This is a genomic window from Mucilaginibacter sp. P2_A5 (genome assembly GCF_056404995.1).
Map to the genome: position 1 here is coordinate 102,330 of NZ_JBFUCY010000013.1, position 21,560 is coordinate 123,889.

At 43.2% G+C, this 21,560-nt stretch carries 18 protein-coding genes; 10 read left to right on the top strand and 8 right to left on the bottom strand.

Translation table 11 applies throughout. From position 1 onward, the window contains the following. Positions 1 to 45 precede the first annotated feature (45 nt). The 3 genes from AC1DXF_RS13095 to AC1DXF_RS13105 form a co-directional block, all read right to left on the bottom strand. A complete protein-coding gene (locus AC1DXF_RS13095) occupies positions 46 to 1,026 on the bottom strand; it encodes a deoxyhypusine synthase family protein (protein ID WP_090642359.1) in 981 nt (326 codons plus the stop codon). Positions 1,027 to 1,406: 380 nt separating this feature from the next. Further along, positions 1,407 to 2,261: a UDP-2,3-diacylglucosamine diphosphatase gene (locus AC1DXF_RS13100; protein ID WP_477449186.1), complete on the bottom strand. Its 855-nt coding sequence runs from the start codon at positions 2,259 to 2,261 to the stop codon at positions 1,407 to 1,409. A gap of 258 nt (positions 2,262 to 2,519) precedes the next feature. Further along, positions 2,520 to 3,044 carry a DinB family protein gene (locus tag AC1DXF_RS13105; protein WP_477449187.1) on the bottom strand — a complete coding sequence of 175 codons (525 nt, stop codon included), beginning with the start codon at positions 3,042 to 3,044 and terminating at the stop codon, positions 2,520 to 2,522. A gap of 121 nt (positions 3,045 to 3,165) precedes the next feature. Between AC1DXF_RS13105 and AC1DXF_RS13110 the strand changes: the two genes are divergently transcribed. From AC1DXF_RS13110 to AC1DXF_RS13125, 4 genes are all read left to right on the top strand, one after another. Next, positions 3,166 to 4,353, top strand: a complete 1,188-nt coding sequence (locus AC1DXF_RS13110; RefSeq protein ID WP_477449188.1) for a hypothetical protein — start codon at positions 3,166 to 3,168, stop codon at positions 4,351 to 4,353. Between the two features lie 352 nt (positions 4,354 to 4,705). Continuing rightward, positions 4,706 to 5,842, top strand: a complete 1,137-nt coding sequence (gene gmd, locus AC1DXF_RS13115) for a GDP-mannose 4,6-dehydratase (protein ID WP_477449189.1) — start codon at positions 4,706 to 4,708, stop codon at positions 5,840 to 5,842. A 26-nt stretch (positions 5,843 to 5,868) separates the two neighbouring features. Then, entirely contained in the window at positions 5,869 to 7,455 is a 1,587-nt protein-coding gene (locus tag AC1DXF_RS13120) for a gliding motility protein RemB (RefSeq protein WP_477449190.1), read from the top strand. 4 nt (positions 7,456 to 7,459) lie between these two features. Further along, a complete protein-coding gene (locus AC1DXF_RS13125) occupies positions 7,460 to 7,657 on the top strand; it encodes a hypothetical protein (RefSeq protein ID WP_477449191.1) in 198 nt (65 codons plus the stop codon). A gap of 1 nt (position 7,658) precedes the next feature. On the opposite strand, the gene AC1DXF_RS13130 is transcribed toward AC1DXF_RS13125, so the two are convergent. From AC1DXF_RS13130 to AC1DXF_RS13140, 3 genes are read right to left on the bottom strand one after another with little or no spacing between them, the layout of a single operon-like run. Beyond that, complete coding sequence (locus tag AC1DXF_RS13130) at positions 7,659 to 9,236, bottom strand: hypothetical protein (protein ID WP_477449192.1); 1,578 nt, start codon at positions 9,234 to 9,236, stop codon at positions 7,659 to 7,661. Positions 9,237 to 9,241: 5 nt separating this feature from the next. Continuing rightward, entirely contained in the window at positions 9,242 to 9,646 is a 405-nt protein-coding gene (locus AC1DXF_RS13135) for a hypothetical protein (protein ID WP_477449193.1), read from the bottom strand. Then, on the bottom strand, positions 9,582 to 10,115 hold the full coding sequence (locus AC1DXF_RS13140; RefSeq protein WP_477449194.1) for an ATP-binding cassette domain-containing protein: 534 nt from the start codon (positions 10,113 to 10,115) through the stop codon (positions 9,582 to 9,584). The genes AC1DXF_RS13135 and AC1DXF_RS13140 overlap by 65 nt, the downstream gene beginning before the upstream one ends. A gap of 293 nt (positions 10,116 to 10,408) precedes the next feature. On the opposite strand from AC1DXF_RS13140, the gene AC1DXF_RS13145 reads away from it, so the two are divergent. From AC1DXF_RS13145 to AC1DXF_RS13170, 6 genes are all read left to right on the top strand, one after another. Next, the gene (locus AC1DXF_RS13145; RefSeq protein ID WP_477449195.1) at positions 10,409 to 11,398 is read left to right on the top strand and encodes a glycosyltransferase family protein; all 990 of its coding nucleotides are present in this window, start codon (positions 10,409 to 10,411) and stop codon (positions 11,396 to 11,398) included. Between the two features lie 100 nt (positions 11,399 to 11,498). Next, the gene (locus tag AC1DXF_RS13150; protein ID WP_477449196.1) at positions 11,499 to 11,951 is read left to right on the top strand and encodes a nuclear transport factor 2 family protein; all 453 of its coding nucleotides are present in this window, start codon (positions 11,499 to 11,501) and stop codon (positions 11,949 to 11,951) included. Between the two features lie 383 nt (positions 11,952 to 12,334). Beyond that, positions 12,335 to 12,895, top strand: a complete 561-nt coding sequence (pth, locus tag AC1DXF_RS13155; protein WP_477449197.1) for an aminoacyl-tRNA hydrolase — start codon at positions 12,335 to 12,337, stop codon at positions 12,893 to 12,895. A 105-nt stretch (positions 12,896 to 13,000) separates the two neighbouring features. Continuing rightward, on the top strand, positions 13,001 to 15,439 hold the full coding sequence (locus AC1DXF_RS13160; protein WP_477449198.1) for a TonB-dependent receptor: 2,439 nt from the start codon (positions 13,001 to 13,003) through the stop codon (positions 15,437 to 15,439). 9 nt (positions 15,440 to 15,448) lie between these two features. Further along, on the top strand, positions 15,449 to 15,799 hold the full coding sequence (locus AC1DXF_RS13165; RefSeq protein ID WP_477449199.1) for a Spx/MgsR family RNA polymerase-binding regulatory protein: 351 nt from the start codon (positions 15,449 to 15,451) through the stop codon (positions 15,797 to 15,799). A 170-nt stretch (positions 15,800 to 15,969) separates the two neighbouring features. After that, positions 15,970 to 17,973, top strand: coding sequence for a M1 family metallopeptidase (locus tag AC1DXF_RS13170; protein WP_477449200.1), 2,004 nt, complete (start codon positions 15,970 to 15,972; stop codon positions 17,971 to 17,973). A 152-nt stretch (positions 17,974 to 18,125) separates the two neighbouring features. Here AC1DXF_RS13170 and AC1DXF_RS13175 read toward each other — a convergent pair whose 3' ends face one another. Both AC1DXF_RS13175 and dxs read right to left on the bottom strand, forming a co-directional pair. Further along, positions 18,126 to 19,259: a BamA/TamA family outer membrane protein gene (locus tag AC1DXF_RS13175; protein WP_477449201.1), complete on the bottom strand. Its 1,134-nt coding sequence runs from the start codon at positions 19,257 to 19,259 to the stop codon at positions 18,126 to 18,128. 355 nt (positions 19,260 to 19,614) lie between these two features. Next, the gene (dxs, locus tag AC1DXF_RS13180; protein WP_477449267.1) at positions 19,615 to 21,546 is read right to left on the bottom strand and encodes a 1-deoxy-D-xylulose-5-phosphate synthase; all 1,932 of its coding nucleotides are present in this window, start codon (positions 21,544 to 21,546) and stop codon (positions 19,615 to 19,617) included. Between the last annotated feature and the right edge of the window lie 14 nt (positions 21,547 to 21,560).

Below are 21,560 nucleotides of genomic sequence, written 5' to 3' on the forward strand. Positions count from 1 at the left end.
GAAAATCTTTTGATGGTTTTACATCAAAATCGATTATAAATATCTTTATTGTTTTAGTATCCAGGCAAATATCAGGGGGGCTACAATAGTGGCATCACTCTCAACAATAAACTTGGGCGTATGAATATCCAGCTTGCCCCAGGTTATCTTCTCGTTGGGTACTGCGCCCGAGTAAGAACCATATGATGTTGTTGAATCCGAAATCTGGCAAAAATAGCTCCAGAAAGGCACATCATGCATCTCCATATCCTGGTAAAGCATAGGTACAACACATATCGGGAAGTCGCCTGCAATGCCCCCTCCTATCTGGAAAAAGCCTATGCCCTTGCCCGATGAATTTTTGGTATACCAATCAGCAAGCCAGGCCATGTATTCAATACCACTTTTCATGGTCGAGGCCTTAAGCTCTCCTTTAATAATATATGATGCAAAAATGTTGCCCATGGTGCTATCTTCCCAGCCGGGTACTACAATAGGCAGGTTTTTTTCGGCAGCGGCCAGCATCCATGAGTTTTTAGGATCTATCTCATAGTATTGCTCCAGCTCGCCGCTTAACAATATCTTGTACATGTACTCGTGCGGAAAATAACGCTCGCCACTGTTATCAGCATCTTTCCATATTTTATGGATGTGCTTTTGCAGCCTGCGGAAAGCTTCCTCTTCGGGAATACAGGTATCGGTAACACGGTTGTAGTGGTTCTCCAGCAAATCCCATTCTTCCTGCGGGCTTAAATCACGGTAGTTGGGCACCCTTTTATAGTGCGAGTGCGCTACCAGGTTCATGATGTCTTCTTCAAGATTAGCCCCGGTACAGGAGATAATGGCAATTTTATCCTGGCGGATCATCTCGGCCAATGAAATTCCCAGTTCGGCGGTGCTCATTGCGCCTGCAAGGGTAACCATCATTTTACCGCCTTCATCAAGGTGGGTTTCATATCCCTTGGCGGCATCCATTAATGCTGCGGAGTTAAAATGCAGATAGTTGCGTTCAATAAACTGCGAAATTGGTCCTCGTGTGATGCTCATAATGTATCAATAAAATTCAGCTGCAAAAGTAGGAATTTTGATGGATTATGATTTTTAAATGAAATTTTATTGATGTTAAACGTTTGTTACCATTTTAACAGAGAATAACTAAGGCAATTAACACCCCGTATTATAGTATTAATAAAAAAAGGGAAATTGAGCTAAAGGATAAAGAGTGGTACCGCGAAGGGAAACCATCTTTTGGGTGCCGCAAAAAATCTTGAACGATTTTAGTGTCGAACAAGCTTCAAAATGCAGCTGGTGCACAATTTATCCCCGCCACTTGCGCACATTCCCCCTCCCGGTTAGTTCGACCTTCGGTTTAATTAGCAAATGTGTACATACAGTAACTTAATAACGCGAAAAAAATTGCTGCCCCCCTACTCCGTCTCTTGCCTGAACCGATCTAAAAGATTTTTTACGTCCATTTTGGCATCAAGATCTTCGGCATCGGTTTTATCGTCTTCATCGGCATCGGTATTAAATTCTTCGGGATTGTATTTAAAAATCGTCCAGCTGCCATTTTGATACTCGAGCGAAGAAAGGCTTTCAACCCAGTCGCCCGAGTTAAGATAAAGTACAGAGCCCGTTTTATTGGTATTTTCTATCTCCCTGATCTCGGCGTGATGAATATGGCCGCAAATTACGTACTGGTAATTTTTATCAACGGCCAGGTCGGCAGCGGTTTGCTCAAATTGATTAATGAATTTTACAGCTTCCTTAAACCTGGCCTTCACCTTTTGCGAAAAGCTCATTTTTTGCCGGCCCAAAGCGGTTAAAAACCAGTTGGTCAAGCTGTTGATAAGTATCAGGGTGTCATAACCTACCGCGCCCAGTTTGGCCAGCCATTTGGAGTGCTGCATGGTAACATCAAATACATCGCCGTGGAAAATCCAGGCTTTTTTACCATCAATATTTAGTACTACTTTGTTGAGCAACTGAAAAGAACCGAGGTCAAAATCGGCGAATTTGCGCAGCATCTCATCGTGGTTACCGGTAAGGTAATATACCGGGATACCCTCGGTAACAAATTTTAATATGCGCCTAACCACTTTCATGTGCGCCTCGGGCCAGTACGATTTACTGAACTGCCAGATATCAATGATATCGCCGTTTAGGATAAGTATCTTAGGCTTAATGCTTTTTAAATATTTAAGCAATTCTTTTGAATGACATCCATAAGTACCAAGATGCACATCGGATATTACTACAATATCTACTTCACGTTTTGCCATTAAAATTAGGGGGTTAATTGCACAGGCGGCAGGTTTTGCCGGTTATTGAATTTTAAATAAATATTTAAAAAACGATTATTCGTCGTCTTCGTCCTCATTAACATTTAATTCATATGGGCTGATATAGAAGATACCTACCAACAACAGCAAAGCTATAACAACCAAATAAGTGTATTCAAAATTCATCACAATGATTTTTACAAATATCAGAAACCTAACATTATCATACCGTTAAGACTCTGTTAAATGTAAAAGGTTTCAAGCCTGCGATAATTTATTTTTGATACGTTCCAACTGTTTTAAATGATGCTCCAGGTGTATCCGGATAAACCTGAACCATTGCCTGGCGTTAAGCATACCCAGCCGTGGATGTTTATAGCGGCTTGCTGCCGACGATGCATCAATAAGCGGTGCGGTAGCTTCCATTCGCTTACGGCATTTGATGATCAGGTTTTTGGCGTCCTCTTTGGTTATTTTTGCAGCCGGCAGTTTTTCGTTGATCATTGCAGGCGCTGTTACTTTCGGAAACCGGGCCAACAGCAATAAAATCCGGCCTCCCCATGTCACGCCATCTTTAGTTGGCGGACAACTGCCATGCGCGCACCTTTCCAACGCTATTGACGAACCTAAAGTAGCCTGTAATATATGGCTGTAAACTTCGGCATATGACCACCCTCCGCCAGGCGGCGTTTCGGCAAACTGTTCATCGGGAATGGTATCCAGCTTTTCGCGATAGCTATCAAGGGCAGCGTTAATATAGCGGCTTTCTTTGGCGGTGCTCATGATGTTAAAGGTAACGCTTTTAAATGATGTACCATAACAAACCCGGGCTGTCGCATTGTTCGGTTATAAGCAAGTATACGTATATTTGAATTGTCGCGTTTTAACGAAATTCAACCTAACCATGAAATATATTTGCCTTTTTCTATCGCTCCTTGTTGCCCAACAAACCCTGGCGCAATCAAAATTGCCTGTTATAAAAGCTACATCTAAAAGTGTATCGATAAACGATGGTGGTTACTTTGATAAAAATGTATGGTCGCTTTCGCCAACAGCCAGGCCCGATATTTTTACTGCTGATAGAACCCGGAAAACCAAATGGGTTACATTTTATACCGATATTGATTCCATCAGTGTAAAAGTAAAACCGGGTACAAGGTTCAATTTTATTATCCTGTTAAATGGTCAAGATTCCTGCTACACCCAAATTGCCAGTGCCATACCGCCCGATGATAAAATAAAAAATAAGGCAGTTACACATGATACCATCCCTTTTACACTTACCGGTTTTAACGCCATTAAGGTAGTTGCCGTTATCAACAATACCGATACATTAAACCTGCACTTTGATATCAGCTCTTTTGATTTTCATTTAACCAGGGATGCCATATTGCACAAAACAAAATTATTATCAAATCAGCCCGATGCCCTGGCCGGTAAAACCAAGCCCAATTACAATAAGCTTAATAAGGTTTTTAAGCTGCAAATGGGTAACCTGGTTGTTAACAACCCAGAGGTACTTACCACCAACATAACGGCACATGAAATGGATGGCCGTATTGGCTGGAATGTGTTTGAAGGCAAACAGGTAGAGGTGGATTATGATCGTAATTTGTTGATTATTCATTCTGTATTACCCCCGGCTTTAAAAGGGTATGTTAAATCAAAAATGATGTTCGCGCGATCGTTCCCCTATGTTAAAGGCACGTTTGTGTTAAACGGCGAAAAGCATACAGGTAATTTCAGCATGGACATCGGCTCCGAACAAGCCATCATTTTAGATAGCACGTGGGCCGCGACAGAAAAATTTGCCGCCAATTTAAAACTCATTCGCACCGTTGTACTCCACGATCCGCGAGGAACAGAATATGAAACAAGGACAGTATTATCGCCGGCCTTTAATTTAAACAGCTTTAACCTTACAGATATCCCTACGCTAATATTAGGCGCTAAAAATCCGTCAGGTTTTGAGATAAACTATTTGGGCAATGATTTGTTAAAACGTTTTAATATGATCCTTGATTTTAAAAACGATTACCTGTACCTAAAGCCTAATAAATTGACCACTATGAAGTACAGGGATAACTCATAACGCCGCGGGGAAACCCATATAACACTTTAATCAAAACAACTTATGTATGGCTCCAATGGCTGGGCGTAAATCAAATTGTCGCTAAACGAATAATGCCGAAGGTTACCGATTTATATCTGTCAATTGGGCTAAAGCCCCATTTCTGTTGGATTTTTGTCCGTTGGCTGAAGCCAACGGCAATGAATTAAATCATTCACTGCCGTCCCTTTTAAGGGGCGGATAAGCATAAATTGGAAGTTAAGGGCTTTAGCCCAAATAGTCCGTTAGCGACAATTTGATTTGTACCCCATGGCTGTTTTTACAATTAAATTGGATAATATTGTAATATAGAAGTATCAGCATTTTAATATTGATGAAAAAAGCTTTAATAACGGGCATAACTGGTCAGGATGGCGCATACTTAGCTGAGTTTTTGCTAAAAAAAGGCTACGAAGTACATGGCGTAAAAAGAAGATCGTCGTTATTAAACACCGACAGGATTGATCATTTATACACCGATCCGCACGAGGCTAATGTGAAATTTAAACTTCATTACGGCGACCTTACCGATTCTACAAACCTGATCAGGCTGATTCAGGAGGTACAACCTGATGAGATTTACAACCTGGCTGCGCAGAGCCATGTTAAGGTAAGTTTTGATACCCCCGAGTATACAGCTAATGCTGATGGAATAGGAACACTCCGTATTTTAGAAGCGGTAAGGCTGCTTGATCTTACCAAAAAAACAAAAATATACCAGGCGTCCACATCCGAGCTTTATGGCCTGGTACAGGCCGTGCCACAAAGCGAAACCACACCTTTTTATCCAAGATCGCCGTATGCGGTGGCCAAAATGTATGCCTATTGGATAATCGTAAACTATCGTGAAGCCTATGGCGTGTATGCCTGCAATGGCATTTTATTTAACCATGAAAGCCCTATACGGGGCGAAACATTTGTTACCCGTAAAATTACACGTGCGGCTTCAAAAATTGCATTAGGTTTGCAGGATTGCCTGTATGTGGGCAATCTATCGGCGCAACGCGACTGGGGGCATGCCAAAGATTATATTGAGGCCATGTGGCTGATGCTGCAGCAGGACAAAGCCGAGGATTTTGTTATAGCTACTGGTGTAACCACTACCGTGCGCGATTTTATAAAAATGGCGTTTAACGAATTAGGCATCGAAGTTGAATTTAGCGGCCGGGACGAGTACGAACGCGGCGTGATTATTGATATTGATGAACAACGTGCTTTTGAACTTGGTTTAAACCTCGATTTTTTAAGGTTTGGGCAAACCGTAGTTAAGGTTGACCACAGGTATTTTAGGCCTACCGAGGTAGATCTGTTAATTGGCGATGCCACAAAGGCATTCGAAAAATTAGGGTGGAAACCTAAATATGATTTGCAGGCCCTGGTTACCGATATGATGCAGTCTGATTTGCATTTGGTAAAAAAGGACGAGTATTTGAAAAAGGGCGGCTTTGCGACGCTAAATTATTTTGAATAACAAAAATTGATTTATCAATTCTACATATGAAGAAAATATTTACTGCCATTATATTATTTGTTTTAACAGGTGGAATTGTAAAAGCCCAGTCTGAATATCAACCCTATTCGTACCAGTTTTATCAAAAACTTAACGAAGATGTTTACTCCACCAAAACCCGTGTGCATAGTTCCTTAAAGCCTTTTTTGGACGACTCATTGCTGAAACATCATTACGATTCACTGATGAACAGTGCAGGTGGTTTTAAAGGCCGTTTTTTTAGCGAGCACCAAATAGACGTAAAAAGCAATAAGGCTACCTTTTATGCAGACCTGCTGCCCGATTTTAATTTGAGCCGCGATTTTTCGGGTAAAAAAAATACAAGTTTCGGCTCATTGGGCTTGCAACTGGGTGGTACAGTGGGGAGCCAGTTATCCTATAACATAACCGGATATGAAAACCGGGCCCAGCTGCCAGAATACCTTGCTACTTACACCAACCAGGTAGGCACAGTACGCGGCCAGGCGTATGGCAGCCTTTATGGCAGTGAGTACCGCTGGTCGTACATTACGGCATTGGTATCTTACACGCCAAATAAATATTTAAATGTAAGCGCCGGGCGCGATAAAACGTTTATTGGTGACGGCTACCGGTCGGTGCTTTTATCTGATTATGCATCGCCCTACCCGTTTTTTAAAGTAACGGCCACATTGGGCGACGTGAGGTACATGGCCATGTGGACTTATATGGATGATCCTTTATCTGCCCGTGTTGATAATAACGACCGAAAAAAATTCGCAGTGTTTCATTATTTAGATTGGAATGTAAGCGACCATTTTGCTTTCGGATTTTTTGATTCAATTATATGGGGTGCCAAGGATGATGCCGGCCACCAGCGCGGGTTTGATTTTACCTATATTAACCCTTTGATATTCCTGAGACCTGTAGAGGCCTCAAACGGATCGCCGGATAATGCTTTGCTGGGTTTTACCGCAAGGTATAAAATTACCGATGGCATTACCGCTTATGGTCAGTTTGCGTTAGATGAGTTTGAAAGTAAAAACTTTTTCTCCAGTAATGGCAGTTCCCGTAACAAATATGCCTGGCAAATTGGTTTCAGGGGAGCAAACCTGTTTAGCGTTAAAGGGCTTAACTATTTAATTGAAACCAATAACGTTAAGCCATACACCTATTCAGAACGTAGCTCGGTACAAAATTTTACCGATAACGGCGAACCATTAGCACATCCATGGGGAGCAAACCTGCGCGAGGTTGCGGGCTTGCTAAATTACTCGTACAAACGGTTTGACTTTAGCGGGGAACTTGATTACGGACATTATGGATTAGATATCAACGGCCAAAATTATGGTAAGGACCTTTTTCAGCTATACCTCGACCCATCAAGACAGTATGGCAACTACACCGGCCAGGGTTTAACCACCAACATGGTTTTCCTGGAAGGCAAAATAGCTTATTTATTAAATCCCAAATATAACCTGCGCATTGAACTTGGTGGCCTTTACCGCAGCGAAAAGAATGACCGGTTTCATGATAAAACAGCTATGCTGAGTTTTGGTATCCGCAGCTCGTTCAGGAGTATATATAACGATATAGCGAGCTATAAGGCGCATTAATAGAATGAGAAAAGTAGTTAAGCTTTCCAACGATGTCAATCCGTCCAAAGGCTCTCCTCAGTTACCGGAGAAAGCAATAATATCTTATACCCAATTTGAAAATAAAGAAATAAAACATATTTCAATTCACCTTTTAAGTGAACAGGTTTTATCTAAAGATTGGCTCAAAACATCAGAAGATAAAGCCTGGCTTTCCTTGTGATCTACAAATGCCTCGACTGGTATCCCCTAACCACAAAACTAACCAATGCCAAAAACAAGTTCAACCCCAAAATAACAGCCATATAAACTATCCGGTTATCATGCGGCATCGCTCCCAGGTAATCGGCAACTGGTAATGCCTGGGTAATTATGTAAGTCAGCAAAAAGAAGATAACCTCGAACAGTTTTTTACCCTTGCTTATAATTCCAATGCAAACAGCCAATAAAACTATGCAAACGGCCCCGCTGATGATATTGAAGATGGCATAGCCATTTGAAACAATTAAATAACGCAGTATCAGCGGGAATGCTAATGCAACAGCCAATAAAATACCTGCCAACATTTGTGCAGGCAGTATGCGCTGTAAAGGTTTGTAGGATGCATAGGTAAAATAATGTAGGCGGTTGGCTTCTTCCTTGGTAGCCAGTTCTGATAGGCGGGTTACCTGTAAAAACCAAAGCACAGGCAATATATACAGGTGCGAAACAGCCACCGGAGCAAACAACATGCTTAAGGATGCTCCGGCAGTAATAAGCCATAGCCATTTAGATCCTTTACGTACCAACAAAAGCAATTCGGTTTTGATGAACGGGATTATGCTGTAATCTGTAACCAAAGGCGGCATCAGCGCGCGGCTGATGCCGGTAGCTGCAAATGCAGGCATAGCAAGCTTTTGCTCATTGGCAAGCACTTTTTTCTTTTTACTTATAGCTTGTTTAAAATCAAAACGGTGAAAAAAGAATGATGACAGGTAAACCAAACCTAATGATATCATGAGCCACAGCAAGCGGCTTGCTAAAAACAGGCCGGTTATAGTTATACCCTTCCACTCAAATACCCGGAAGCCACGTTTACCGCCAAAGGTAAAGCCAAGGCTAACACCTTCTATATGTTCATGATATTGTGTATTTACCAGGTTTTTGATACTGGTTGTCATGGTCCGGATGCCATAGGGATCAATAAGAACAGACAAGGTCTCGTTTTTTTGCCCATTAATATTAGCCATCAAGGCCCCAAAAAAGAAAAAGAACGCGATGTACTGTAAGATGCTTTTTCGTCCTAAAAATACCTCGGCCACTATTGCCAGCGACGATACAAAAAATATGGCCGGCACCACAAACAGCAGGTAAGGGGTAATAAAGTTGCCGATGATAAAAGGCGATCCGCTGGTGCGCACAAAAAACATGATGATACTCACCACAAAAGTGCAGCCGGCAATAGTGAGCAGCACCAGTAAATTACTCAGCATTTTGCTAAGCAGGTAGCCAAAATTGGTAATGGGCGTGGTAGCTATAATTAAGCCCACCTCGGTATCAATATCTTTTTTAATGCCGCCGTTCACCAAAAAGAAACCATAAAGCGAAAGCATAATGGCTGTCATCATCCCGGAAACATAACCTACCCAGGCCGAATTATAAACGCCCTTATAACCGGCAACGTTTAACGTGGTGTAGGATGCCGTTGGCGGCGGTACAAAAGAATAAGCCGCGTAAAAAGTAATAGCCAGGGTAATCAGGAAAGCATAGCTGCGTGTGCGCTGTAGATAATCGGCTTTAATAATACTGTAAATGTATCTCACGGCGCTTAATTGTTATTTTGTGTTAAAAACAAATAGGCGTCTTCTAATGTGGCATTTACTGCTACCGCACCCGGCTCTGGCTGGGGGGCCCTGTCAATAAAACGTACCCGGGTTTTATCCTTTTGCCGGCCGGTATCAATAACCTGGTGCCTGGTACGGATGCCCGCAACTTCGTCGTTGTTCACCAGCGCCTCAAACACTTTGCCATCAACCAGTTTAATAATATCCGGCTGCGCGGCCTTATTAAGCAGCATGCCGTTTTTCATGATGGCAACTTCATCGGCAATGGTTTCAATGTCTGATACAATGTGCGATGAAAGAATGATGATACAATCGTCGGCCAGGTCAGATATCAGCTGGCGAAACCTTACCCGCTCCTCGGGGGTCGAGCCCGACGGTGGGTTCGTCAAATATCAGTACTTTAGGATCATTCAGCAGCGCTTGTGCAATACCAATCCTTTGCTTCATCCCGCCGGAGTAGGAACCTATCGGGCGTTTGGCATCGGCTGTTAAATTAACGCCTTCTAACAGCATATCTATCCGTTTACGTAAGCCATTGCCGCCTACGCCTTTCATAGCTGCTATATATTCTAAAAACTCGTAGGCGTTAAGGTTGGGATAAACCCCAAAATCCTGCGGCAGGTAGCCCAATATTTTGCGGATTTTATCCGGATTGGCAACAATATCCTCACCATCTAAAAATAAAGTGCCCTTTGTAGGTTTGCTAATAGTGGCAATAATTTTCATCAGCGTTGATTTACCCGCGCCGTTAGGGCCAAGCAGGCCCAGTACGCCTTTTTCGATGGTAACGGAATAATCGGTAAGGCCGGTTTTATGCTGGTTATATTGTTTAGTAAGATTTTTTATGACTAAGGACATGGGTATGTTTTTATGCCCAATAAGATGCTTACTACGGATTTAAGTTACAGGAAGCTACGAATTTAAAAATGCTGGCGCTTATGCAAATGCTTCACCCCAAAATCAACCCGTTGGATAACGCCATCAAATCTTTCGTTATTTATATAGGATCTATTAATTAATTTCACATAACATTCTTTTATCTTATAGAAAATCCATTATTTAGCTTTAAGCTTTTTGCATTCTGCTTTTAGCTTCTTTTTTAATATCACCAAAACATTTCCTTTTGCTAAATTGCCCCCAATTCTATATACATGAAAATTTTGTTTGCCATACAGGGAACCGGTAACGGGCATATAAGCCGGGCCCGCGAAATTGTTCCTTTATTACAGCAGTATGGCGAGGTTGACCTGCTGGTGAGCGGTACCGAGGCCGAGGTATCATTATCACAACCTTTGAAATACAGGTTTCATGGGGTTAGTTTTGTTTTTGGCACCAATGGCGGGGTTGACAACTGGGCAACCTGGAAAATTATGAACCTGCGCCGGTTTTGGCACGACTTGCGCCACCTCCCCCTAAAACAATACGATTTGGTGATTAATGATTTTGAACCAGTAAGCGCCTGGGCCTGTAAATTTCAGCGTGTGCCCTCAGTATCGTTAAGCCATCAGTGTTCCTTTGTATCGCCAAATACGCCCCGGCCCGAAAAAAAGGATCCCTTTGCGCAATGGCTGTTAAAAAATTATTCGCCCACTACCTATCATGTAGGCTTCCATTTTGAGCGTTACGATACCTTTATAAATACGCCGGTTATCCGCAGCGAGATTCGCCAGATGCAAACCAGCAACCTGGGGCATTACAGTGTTTACCTGCCCGCTTATGATGATAAAACACTATTGAAACATTTAGGTGCTGTAAAAGATGTGAAATGGCAGGTGTTTTCAAAGCGGCAAAAAACGCCCATGCAAGCCGGCAACGTAGAAATATTCCCGGTAAATAACGAAGCCTTTAACAAAAGCCTGGCCAGTTGCGAAGGCCTGCTAACCGGTGGAGGGTTTGAAGGCCCTGCCGAGGCGCTATTCCTTGGAAAAAAGGTAATGATGATACCCATGAAAGGCCAATACGAACAGCAATGCAACGCCCTGTCGGCCTCGAAGCTGGGCGTTCCGGTAGTTGCCGAAATCAATGATACCTTTGGAGGCCACTTAACTAAATGGATTAACGACGATAAAAAGATCATTGTAGATTTTCCGGACGAAACCGCGCAAATAGTTGATAGGTTGGTAAAGCAATACGCCAGGTAGTATCAGTTTGTTAATTGCCTCATGTATGCATGTTTTTAAGGGTATTTATTGATTTATCTATTGGTTTGAAACAAATTCGATAGCTTTACATCTAAATACCATGGAAGGCAATAAAATAATCAATACGGTTACTAATTTATTTAAAGGTGCGGATGACCGTGACTGGGCGCTGATAGAAAGCACATTGGCCCCTGTGGTTATGGTCGATTACTCATCAATGAGCGGTTTAGGCCCAATCGAACTTTCCCCGGCACAGGTAGTAGATAACTGGGCTTCGTTTTTGCCCGGTTTCGATAAAACCCATCACCAGCTTTCGGCATTCAGGGTTCAGCTTAATGGTAAGGCAGCCGATGTTTTTTATAGTACAGTAACCGATCATTTTCTTGACGACCAGGTTTGGACCGTTACTGCAACTTACCACACCAAGCTGGCAAAGCATGACGATACCTGGTTAATTAACTATCATAAAATCAATTTTGAAAGCCACAGCGGCAATGTAAACCTACCCAAAATGGCCCACCAGGTTATAGCCGGTAGAAAAGCTGTACAGTAAACGGATTTTTGGCGAAGATTGCTAAATAAAACAACTCATAACTTTTTTAGCACCTTCAGCATCTTTGCGCAAAACAAATTACTCTTTTGTGAGCTTAAAAGCGATGTCCCTGCCCGCACTTCCAGCGAAATCGCTTTTAAAGAGGAGACACCTACGGAACCTGGCTTTTAGCTTTCCTTTACTATAAACACGAGACTCCGCTGGAGTCAATGATTCGCCGACTATTTTCAACTCCAGCGGAGTTATGTGTTTATAGTGAAAAGTGTCTCTTTTTTTGGCTCCGTAGGTGCCTCCTTTTTTTCTTGATTTTAAACGCGATTTCCCTGCCCATGCTTCAGCCCATCAAATCCTTAATCTAAAAATCTTTTATCTTTGCCCCTCAAATGAAATACTTAATAGTAGGACTTGGAAATATAGGGCCCGAATATGCAGATACCAGGCATAATATCGGTTTTATGGTACTTGATGAACTGGCTAAACAGGAAGGGGCTAAGTTTTATAATATGCGGCTGGCCTATTATACCGAAGTATCTTTCAAAGGCCGTACCCTTTGCCTCATTAAACCTACTACCTTCATGAACCTAAGTGGTAAAGCGCTGAACCATTGGATGAAAGACTTAAAGATCCCGCTGGAAAATGTGCTGGTTATTGTTGATGATATTGCCCTGCCTTTAGGCACCCTGCGCTTAAAACCTAAAGGCAGCGCTGCAGGGCACAATGGCTTAAAACATATTGAGGCTACACTTGGCCATAACAATTACGCGCGCCTGCGTTTTGGAGTGGGTGATAACTTCCCGAAAGGCAGGCAGGTTGATTATGTTTTGAGTGGTTTTGATGATGACGAAAAACCCGAACTGCCTGCGCTAGTTGACCGGTCGATAGAAATGGTTAAGAGTTTTTGTACCATCGGCACCGAACTAACCATGACCAGGTTTAACAAATAAAAAATTTACCGGCTGACAACTAACCAATTAGTTAAAAAGTGTTAAATAGTTGTCCCGTGTTGCAACACATGGGTATCTTGCCGCGTCATATCACCTAAATTCCTTATGTATAAATTTTTACTAACAGTAATTTGCTGTTGTTTCTCCATACTGGCGATAGCGCAAGCCCCCGGCCCCGCCAACATCATTTTTAAAGGTGTTGTTATTGATTCGGCCGCAAATAAGCCGTTGGGTTATGTTACCGTTGTTTTACAGGATGCAGGCACAAAGGCCTCCGTAAAAAGCACCCTTACAAAGGACGACGGCAGCTTTGAGCTTAAAGCACCCGAAGGTAAAACCTATCAGCTGGCAGTAGCATTTGTTGGCTTTGCCACTAAAACGTTTCCTGTAAAATCTGCCGGGCCTTCCGTTGATGCGGGCAAGATATATATGTCGGCAGCCAGCAAGCAATTGGGCGAGGTGAGCATTACCGCTGTAAGGCCTGTCATGAAACAGGAGGTTGACCGGCTTACTTATGATGTACAGGCCGACCCTGAAAGTAAAGCGATATCTGCACTGGATATGATGCGTAAGGTACCTTTGCTATCGGTTGATGGTGACGACAAGATCAAGCTAAAAGGGAGCGGTAATTACAAGATATTGGTAAACGGAAAAGCATCAGCCCTGATGGCTAAAAATCCGTCGGATGTGTTAAAAGCGATGCCAGCTACCAATATTGAAAGGATAGAAGTGATTACCACACCACCGGCAAAATACGACGCGGAGGGTTTATCGGGCATTATCAATATCATCACCAAAAAAAATGCCGACCAGGGTTATAATGGCAGTATCAATTCGCGCTTTAACAGCATTTGGGGGCCGGGATATAACTTAAATGCTACAGTAAAGCAAGGCAAGTTCGGTTTGTCGGGCTATGCAGGTTTTGGTAATCAAAACCGGGTTAGCAATAGTACCCAAAGTTCGCAAACGCAAAATCTTACACAATCGGTATTGAATCAAAATGGCAATGGTTCGTTTGAGGGTAAATACAAATATGCCAATGCCGAATTAAGTTACGAGTTGGATAGTTTGAACCTGCTTACCGGTTCGTTTGAACTTTTTAGGGGGAATTTTAACCAGGCAGGCGATCAGGCATCTACACAAATAAAAAGCGATGGTAGTGTTGCCCAGGCTTACCGCAGCTTAAATGACGGGGTAAACCACGATAAGGGAACAGACATATCTGTTAATTACCAGTTAGGCTTCAAAAACAAAAAGGACGAGTTACTTACTGCATCCTATAAATACAGCTACTCGCCAAGTAATCAGTACAATAGCAATAGTTTTAGCGAAAGAGTGAATTTTGATGCCACCAATAATCCAAATTTCAGGCAGTATAATAACGCGGGTAATAAAGAGCATACCTTTCAGTTAGATTATGTTTACCCCTTTAAAAAAGTGAACCTGGAAGCCGGCGGTAAAGTTATCCTGCGCAATAATTTTAGCGATTACAGGCGCGAGAACCAGGATGCCGGCACCGGAGATTATGTTATTGATGCCAGTCAAACCAATACATTTGATTACCACCAGGATGTATACAGCGCCTACAACTCCTACCAGGTTAAATTTACCAAATGGACAGCCAAAGGCGGTTTACGCCTGGAGCATACCCAAGTAAACGCCGATTTTACCGGCACACCGCTGGACAGGGGATACAACAACCTTATCCCATCAGTATCCATACAACGCAGTTTTAAAACAAGCAGTTTCAATTTTGGATTTACCCAACGCATTCAGCGCCCGGGCATATACCAGCTTAATCCTTTTGTTGATAATTCAAACCCTAAGTTTGTAACTACCGGTAACCCGCAGTTGCGGCCCGAACTTAACAATACGTTTGAGCTTACTTACAGTAATTTTTCAAAAGGATCAATTAACGCCGGGTTAAGCTACGCGTTCTCCAATAACTCCATCCAAAATGTGAGTACCCTGATTGATACCGTTACCTATACCACCTATCAAAACTTAGGCAGCAATCGTACCCTTGGCTTAAACCTGAATACCAATTTTAATATTACTAAAAAGTTTACCGTTAGCATTAATGGCGAAATTTCGCACATTTGGCTGAAAGGCACCTATAATGGCAGCTTTTATACCAACGACGGCTATACCGGCCGTGCTTTCGGAAACCTTGCCTATAAATTTGATGGCGGCTACCGGCTGGCGCTTGACGCGGGTTTCTTTAGCGGCGATGTAACGCTGCAGGGAAAATCAAGCAATTTTATATTTAACTCGTATGTGGCCTCGAAGGAATTTTTCAAGAAGACGTTTACCGTGTCGCTGGTTGCTAATAATCCCTACAGTAAATATCGTACCTATCATGGCTATACCCGCTCCAATGATTTTTACAATACATACAGCGGCACCAACCCTTACCGTAATTTTGCCATAAGGCTTAACTATAAATTTGGTAAACTTAATGGTGATATTAAAAAGAACCAGCGTGGTATCAATAATGATGATACCAAAGGCGGCGGTAGCAAAAGTGGCGGCGGAAATCAATAGATTTGCGGTATGAAAGTTTACGGAATTACCAATTGCAATACAGTAAAAAAAGCCCTCGACTGGCTTAAAGCAAACAAAGTAGATTACGATTTCCAGGATTTTAAAAAACTGGGCGTTAGCACCCAAAAGCTACAGGAATGGGACACAAAAGCCGGATATGAAAAATTCATGAACAAGCAAGGCCTAACCTGGAAACAGCTTGACCCGGAAGTAAAAGACAGCGTTAAAACAAATACCGACGCCCTGCAATTATTACAACAAAAAACCAGCATGATTAAACGCCCGGTTATTGAAGATGGCGGTTTCCTGTTTTTTGGCTTTGATGAGAAGGTTTATGAAGATCATTTTTTGGGGAAGTAGGGTTAGTCAAACTAAATTAAATCTACCTGATTAATAGGTTATTGCAAGAAAAATCAATAATTCACTAATTCAGTCATTTACTAATTAACAAACGCGTAACAATCATTTTACGGGCGGTTTAAAAAAGCTTTTTTGTGTATACTTGCTTTGTATTCTCAAAATTGACTGAAATGAATTTAAAACTAATGGCCGGTTTAAGTACGGCCTTTATGATGGCTTTTGCTGCCGTTAACGCACAACAGGCGCCAACCCCTCCTCCAACAGCCGCGCCGGCATCTGATTACAGTTATCATGAAACCTTTGGCCCTCCATTTTATACTAAAAATGGTACCGAGTTCCGCGCAGCCGATGGGCAGCCCGGTCCAAAATATTGGCAAAATCGTGCTGATTACGCTTTGGCCGCCACACTGGATGACAAAAGCAACCTGATTACCGGCTCCGAAATTTTAACTTACACCAACAACAGCCCGCAAAACTTAAGCTTTTTGTGGATGCAGCTGGATCAGAATTTGTTTAAGTTAGATTCGCGCGGTACGGCAATCGTTCCGCCAACCGGCAGCCGTAACTGGGGCCGTGGCGAAGCATTTGAAGCAGGTTATAAAATAAAATCTGTAAAAGCTGTTGATGCAAAAGGTATTGCCACCGATGTTAAATTCCTGGTAAGTGATACCCGCATGCAAGTATTTTTGCCAAAACAGGTAACTGCCAATGGTGGTATTGTAAAGTTGAAGATTGAATATTCATTTGTATCTCCTAACTACGGATCTGACCGTATGGGATACCTGGATGATAAAGCGTCAAAAAACGGCAAAATTTATACCGTAGCCCAGTGGTACCCGCGTATGTGTGTGTACGATGAAGTAATGGGATGGAATACGCAGCCTTACACAGGCCCGGGTGAGTTTTACCTGGAATACGGCGATTTTGACCTGAGCATTACCGCCCCGGCAAACCACATTGTAGTGGCTTCTGGCGAATTATTGAACCCAGCCGAGGTTTACACACCCGAACAACAAAAACGCTGGGCACAAGCCGCCGCGAGCGAAAAAACGGTAGTTATCCGTTCGGCAGCTGAGGTTACCGATCCTAAATCGCGGCCAGCCGGTAAATCAACACTTACATGGCACTTTAAAATAAAAAACGCGAGGGATGCTGCATGGGCTTCATCGGCCGCGTTTATTGTTGATGCCGCCAAAATGGATTTGCCAAGCGGTAAAAAGTCTATCGCTATTTCGGCATACCCGGTTGAGAGTGATGGAATCGATGCCTGGGCCCGCTCAACAGAATATGTAAAAAAATCTATCGAATATAACTCCAAAAAATGGTTTGAATTTCCTTATCCTGCCGCCGCCGCAGTTGCAGGCATTGTTGGTGGTATGGAATATCCGGGTATTGTGTTCTGCGGGTACAGGGCCAAAAAAGCCGGCCTTTGGGGCGTTAACGACCATGAGTTTGGCCACACCTGGTTCCCGATGATTGTGGGCTCAAATGAGCGTTTATACGGTTGGATGGATGAAGGTTTCAATACTTTTATCAATACTCTTTCGACTGCTGATTTTAACAACGGGGAGTATGCCCGCAAACCTGGCGATATGCATAAAATTGGCGATACCTATACCCGGCCCGGCCTGGAGCCGATGCTAAGCCAGCCCGCTAACCTTAAAGAAAGGAACACCGGTACATTACTATATTCAAAACCAGGTGCCGGCCTTACCTTATTGCGCGAGCAAATTTTAGGCCCCGAACGTTTTGATTTCGCATTCCAAACCTATATCAAACGTTGGGCATTTAAACACCCAACACCTGATGACTTTTTCCGCACCATGGAAAATGCATCCGGCGAGAGCCTGCAATGGTTCTGGAGAGGCTGGTTCCTGAACAACTGGCGTTTGGATGTTGCCGTGAGCGATGTCAAGTATGTTGATAACGATGCCTCAAAAGGAGCCATGATAACCGTTGATAATCTTGGTAAAATGGCAATGCCGGTTATACTGGAAATAAAAACAAAAAGCGGTAAAGTAGATAGGCTGAAACTGCCTGTCGAAGTTTGGGAACGCAATGCTACCTGGACGTTTAAATATCCATCGACAGAAGAAATAGAATCTGTTACCTACGATCCCGACAAAGTTTTACCGGATTACAACCCGGACAATAATGTTTGGACAAAGAAATAAAGACACAGAAACCCGGTTAACGCCGGGTTTTTTGTTGAATAAATGAAACTCACGATGAGTGGCATGTCAACTTCGGACGTTGAAACAAATTGAAAAAGTTGTGTAGCCGGTGTTCAAAACGATGTTTATGTAAACCGAAATACGTTATGATGTTAGAACGCCTGTCCCAATGCTACGTAAAAACCACTTTGCCTTTTTTCGCCCGGATTTTTTTGGCCTATTCCGTAGTCGGCACGCACGCTGATACCTTTTTCAATATCGAAAAAGTAGCGTACACCACCGCCATAATTAGGTTTTAATTGTGCCCAGCTGAAGCTTTTATTAAAAACTTCGCCGGTGCCCACAAAACCTACAACACCAATGCGCTGGCTTAGGCGGTAGCGCAGTTCAGTTTGGCCGGCAAGCAGGTTTCGGTCGCGGTAACGGCCGTTGTAATAGCCGCGCATGAGTTCGTCATTCCCCAACGCCGGCAACCAATAAAACGGCGAACTACGGCCGGTAAGGCTTTGCTCCTGTATATCTACACCTAAAACCAGCTTTTTTGTTAAAGCAAAAAACTGCGAGTACTCTATATTTAAAAAGCCGCCGTCATAACCTTTATTGCCAAAGCCCTTAATTATCTCAAACGAACTTGTAATTATCATACCTTTTGTAGTATAGGTATTGTTATTGCGGCTGTCAAATGTGATGCTTGGGCCAAGATAGATATTGCTGCCGCCGCCGTGGTTTTCAACCCTCCGGTCGGTGTAAAAAATAGTATTGGTTGGTTCCGGAGGGATTCTGTATTGAATAGCGCCTGCTACTATACCCGCATATAAGTTATCAGTCAGTTTTTTTTCGACCCCTAAATATGCCTTAGTCCGTTTAAAGCCTATACGTACTACATCGGTACTACGGGTATTATTGCCAATACCATAAAAGTTAACCGGAAAGTTGATGAAGCTAATACCGGCAGTATAATGATAACCATTGTTGGGAGTCCAGTAGCTGGTATTTAAGCTTAAGCGGCTTTGTCCTTTTGTGGTAATCGTGGCGTAACCAAAAATATTTGATACCCGGGTGCTGCTTTTTAACGAATCGGTATAAAAAGAATATAAACCCGCACCTCCTGCTTCAAGGCCGGTTTCGGGCGCGGAGCTCAGTACAGGTAAAATCACAAAGCTGCTTTTTTTTGTGCTATCCTTGTTTAAATACATTTTACGCAAAAATTTTGGAAGGATTTGCGTTTGTGAAAAAGCGGTTTGCAGGCAAAATATCAGCAGCAATGAGGTAACAGATGTTTTCATATAATTGCAGCTAATATAACTTCAATTTTTTTATAAGATTGCTATGGTTTTGGCATTTTAAAGTAAAAAGCAATACATGCGCCCTATACATATCATAAAGCTTCAGCATATGCATGTAAACGTGTAAATATATCTACTGTCGAACAATCGAAGAGAAATCTCCGATCGTAGCATTCCGATAGGCTAATCGCAGTTATAGCGTGCCGAAGATCTTTCGCTACGCTCAGGAAATAGTTCCCCTTTCGCTCCCCGCTCTTGCCGGCCCGGGCCTTTGAGGTGTGGACATTGCCATTTTAAAGATCATTCCACACCATACCGCTTGTATAAAGGGGGCGTAAATTATACTTTTATTTTTTTACGATGCTATTGTATGCGCGTTGCGCTGTGCGCCTAAGTTTTTAACCTGCCTGGCAATTCCGTCTGCATCAAAACCACATTCGGCCCAAAGCTCGGGCTGCTCGCCATGCTCAACTATCCTGTCGGGTATGCCTAAGCGTTTCACCTGGGTTTTCTGATAGCCGTTATCGGCCATAAACTCCAGTACCGCGCTACCCATACCGCCTTCAAGGCAACCGTCTTCAACGGTAATTACTTTATCAAATTTCCTGAATACTTCATGCAGCAGGGCCTCGTCAAGCGGTTTTACAAAACGCAGATCGTAATGAGCCGGGTAGTAGCCTTCGTTATTTAGCGCGGCTATAGCTTTTACAGCCTCGTTCCCGATGGCGCCGATAGATAGTATCGCCACATCTTCGCCGTCGCAAATTTTTCGGCCCTTGCCCACAGGTATCGCTTTGAACGGGCGTTGCCAATCAACCATCACCCCGTTACCACGCGGGTACCTTATTACAAAGGGGCCCATGTTTTCCTGCTGGGCTGTGTACATCAGGTTACGCAGCTCTTCCTCGTTCATTGGCGCCGATACCGTCATATTCGGGATGCAACGCATATAGGCCAGATCATAAGCGCCGTGGTGGGTTGGGCCATCGGCACCTGCAAAACCGGCACGGTCAAGACAAAGCACGACATTTAGTTTTTGTATGGCCACATCGTGTATCACCTGGTCATACGCCCTTTGCATAAAGCTGGAGTAGATATTACAAAACGGAACCAGACCCTGTGTTGCCAGGCCGGCCGAGAAAGTTACGGCGTGCTGCTCGGCAATACCCACGTCAAAAGCACGGTTAGGCATCGCCTTCATCATCAGGTTTAATGAACAGCCTGATGGCATAGCCGGCGTAATACCCATTATTTTAGGGTTTTGCTCGGCCAGTTCAATGATGCTATGGCCAAACACATCCTGGTATTTAGGTGGCTGTGGTTTATCGTATTTGGCTTTCTTTATCTCGCCGGTAATTTTATCAAATAAACCGGGGGCATGCCACTTGGTCTGGTCTTTTTCGGCCAGGGCGTAGCCCTTACCCTTGGTGGTAACGCAATGTAATATTTTAGGGCCCGGAATATCGCGCAGATCTTTTAAAACTTTTACCAGGTGGTTTACATCGTGCCCGTCTATCGGCCCAAAATACCTGAATTTTAATGCTTCAAAAAAGTTGCTCCGTTTAAGCAGGGTTCCTTTTATGCTTTTTTCAAGCTTTTGGGCTATTTTAAATGCATCAGGGCCAATAGCCGATAGCTTGGCCAGCACGTGTGCAATATCATCCCTGAAACGGTTATAGGGTTTTGAAGTAGTAATATCCGTAAGGTATTCCTTCAAAGCACCTACATTAGGATCGATAGACATGTTATTGTCGTTCAGGATCACCAGCAGGTTGGAGTTTTCGATACCGGCATGGTTCAAAGCTTCGAAGGCCATACCTGCTGTCATGGCGCCATCGCCAATAACGGCAACGTGCTGCCTGTCGGTTTCGCCTTTGTAATGCGATGCCACGGCCATTCCCAAAGCAACAGATATAGATGTTGACGAGTGGCCAACACCAAAAGTATCATATTCGCTTTCAGATCGCTTGGGAAAACCGCTGATGCCTTTATAAATCCTGTTGGTGTGAAATGCTTCGCGGCGCCCTGTGAGTATTTTATGGCCGTAAGCCTGGTGCCCTACATCCCAAACTAATTGGTCGTAAGGGGTGTTTAAAACGTATTGCAATGCCACGGTAAGCTCAACAACACCCAGGCTGGCGGCAAAATGGCCACCATTTACCGATACTACATCGACGATATACTGGCGCAGCTCCTGGCAAACTTGTTCAAGTTGATCTTCGCTAAGTTGCTTTAAATCAGAAGGGTAATTTATTTTCGACAATAAATCTCCGGCCGGTACCTGCATTGACATTTGTAATC

What these genes read in the sequence shown, in the direction of transcription:
- AC1DXF_RS13095 (WP_090642359.1), bottom strand. Translation starts at nt 1,026, where the DNA reads ATGAGCATCACACGAGGACCAATTTCGCAGTTTATTGAACGCAACTAT.
- AC1DXF_RS13100 (WP_477449186.1), bottom strand. Translation starts at nt 2,261, where the DNA reads ATGGCAAAACGTGAAGTAGATATTGTAGTAATATCCGATGTGCATCTT.
- AC1DXF_RS13105 (WP_477449187.1), bottom strand. Translation starts at nt 3,044, where the DNA reads ATGAGCACCGCCAAAGAAAGCCGCTATATTAACGCTGCCCTTGATAGC.
- AC1DXF_RS13110 (WP_477449188.1), top strand. Translation starts at nt 3,166, where the DNA reads ATGAAATATATTTGCCTTTTTCTATCGCTCCTTGTTGCCCAACAAACC.
- gmd (WP_477449189.1), top strand. Translation starts at nt 4,706, where the DNA reads ATGAAAAAAGCTTTAATAACGGGCATAACTGGTCAGGATGGCGCATAC.
- AC1DXF_RS13120 (WP_477449190.1), top strand. Translation starts at nt 5,869, where the DNA reads ATGAAGAAAATATTTACTGCCATTATATTATTTGTTTTAACAGGTGGA.
- AC1DXF_RS13125 (WP_477449191.1), top strand. Translation starts at nt 7,460, where the DNA reads ATGAGAAAAGTAGTTAAGCTTTCCAACGATGTCAATCCGTCCAAAGGC.
- AC1DXF_RS13140 (WP_477449194.1), bottom strand. Translation starts at nt 10,115, where the DNA reads ATGTCCTTAGTCATAAAAAATCTTACTAAACAATATAACCAGCATAAA.
- AC1DXF_RS13145 (WP_477449195.1), top strand. Translation starts at nt 10,409, where the DNA reads ATGAAAATTTTGTTTGCCATACAGGGAACCGGTAACGGGCATATAAGC.
- AC1DXF_RS13150 (WP_477449196.1), top strand. Translation starts at nt 11,499, where the DNA reads ATGGAAGGCAATAAAATAATCAATACGGTTACTAATTTATTTAAAGGT.
- pth (WP_477449197.1), top strand. Translation starts at nt 12,335, where the DNA reads ATGAAATACTTAATAGTAGGACTTGGAAATATAGGGCCCGAATATGCA.
- AC1DXF_RS13160 (WP_477449198.1), top strand. Translation starts at nt 13,001, where the DNA reads ATGTATAAATTTTTACTAACAGTAATTTGCTGTTGTTTCTCCATACTG.
- AC1DXF_RS13165 (WP_477449199.1), top strand. Translation starts at nt 15,449, where the DNA reads ATGAAAGTTTACGGAATTACCAATTGCAATACAGTAAAAAAAGCCCTC.
- AC1DXF_RS13170 (WP_477449200.1), top strand. Translation starts at nt 15,970, where the DNA reads ATGAATTTAAAACTAATGGCCGGTTTAAGTACGGCCTTTATGATGGCT.
- AC1DXF_RS13175 (WP_477449201.1), bottom strand. Translation starts at nt 19,259, where the DNA reads ATGAAAACATCTGTTACCTCATTGCTGCTGATATTTTGCCTGCAAACC.
- dxs (WP_477449267.1), bottom strand. Translation starts at nt 21,546, where the DNA reads ATGCAGGTACCGGCCGGAGATTTATTGTCGAAAATAAATTACCCTTCT.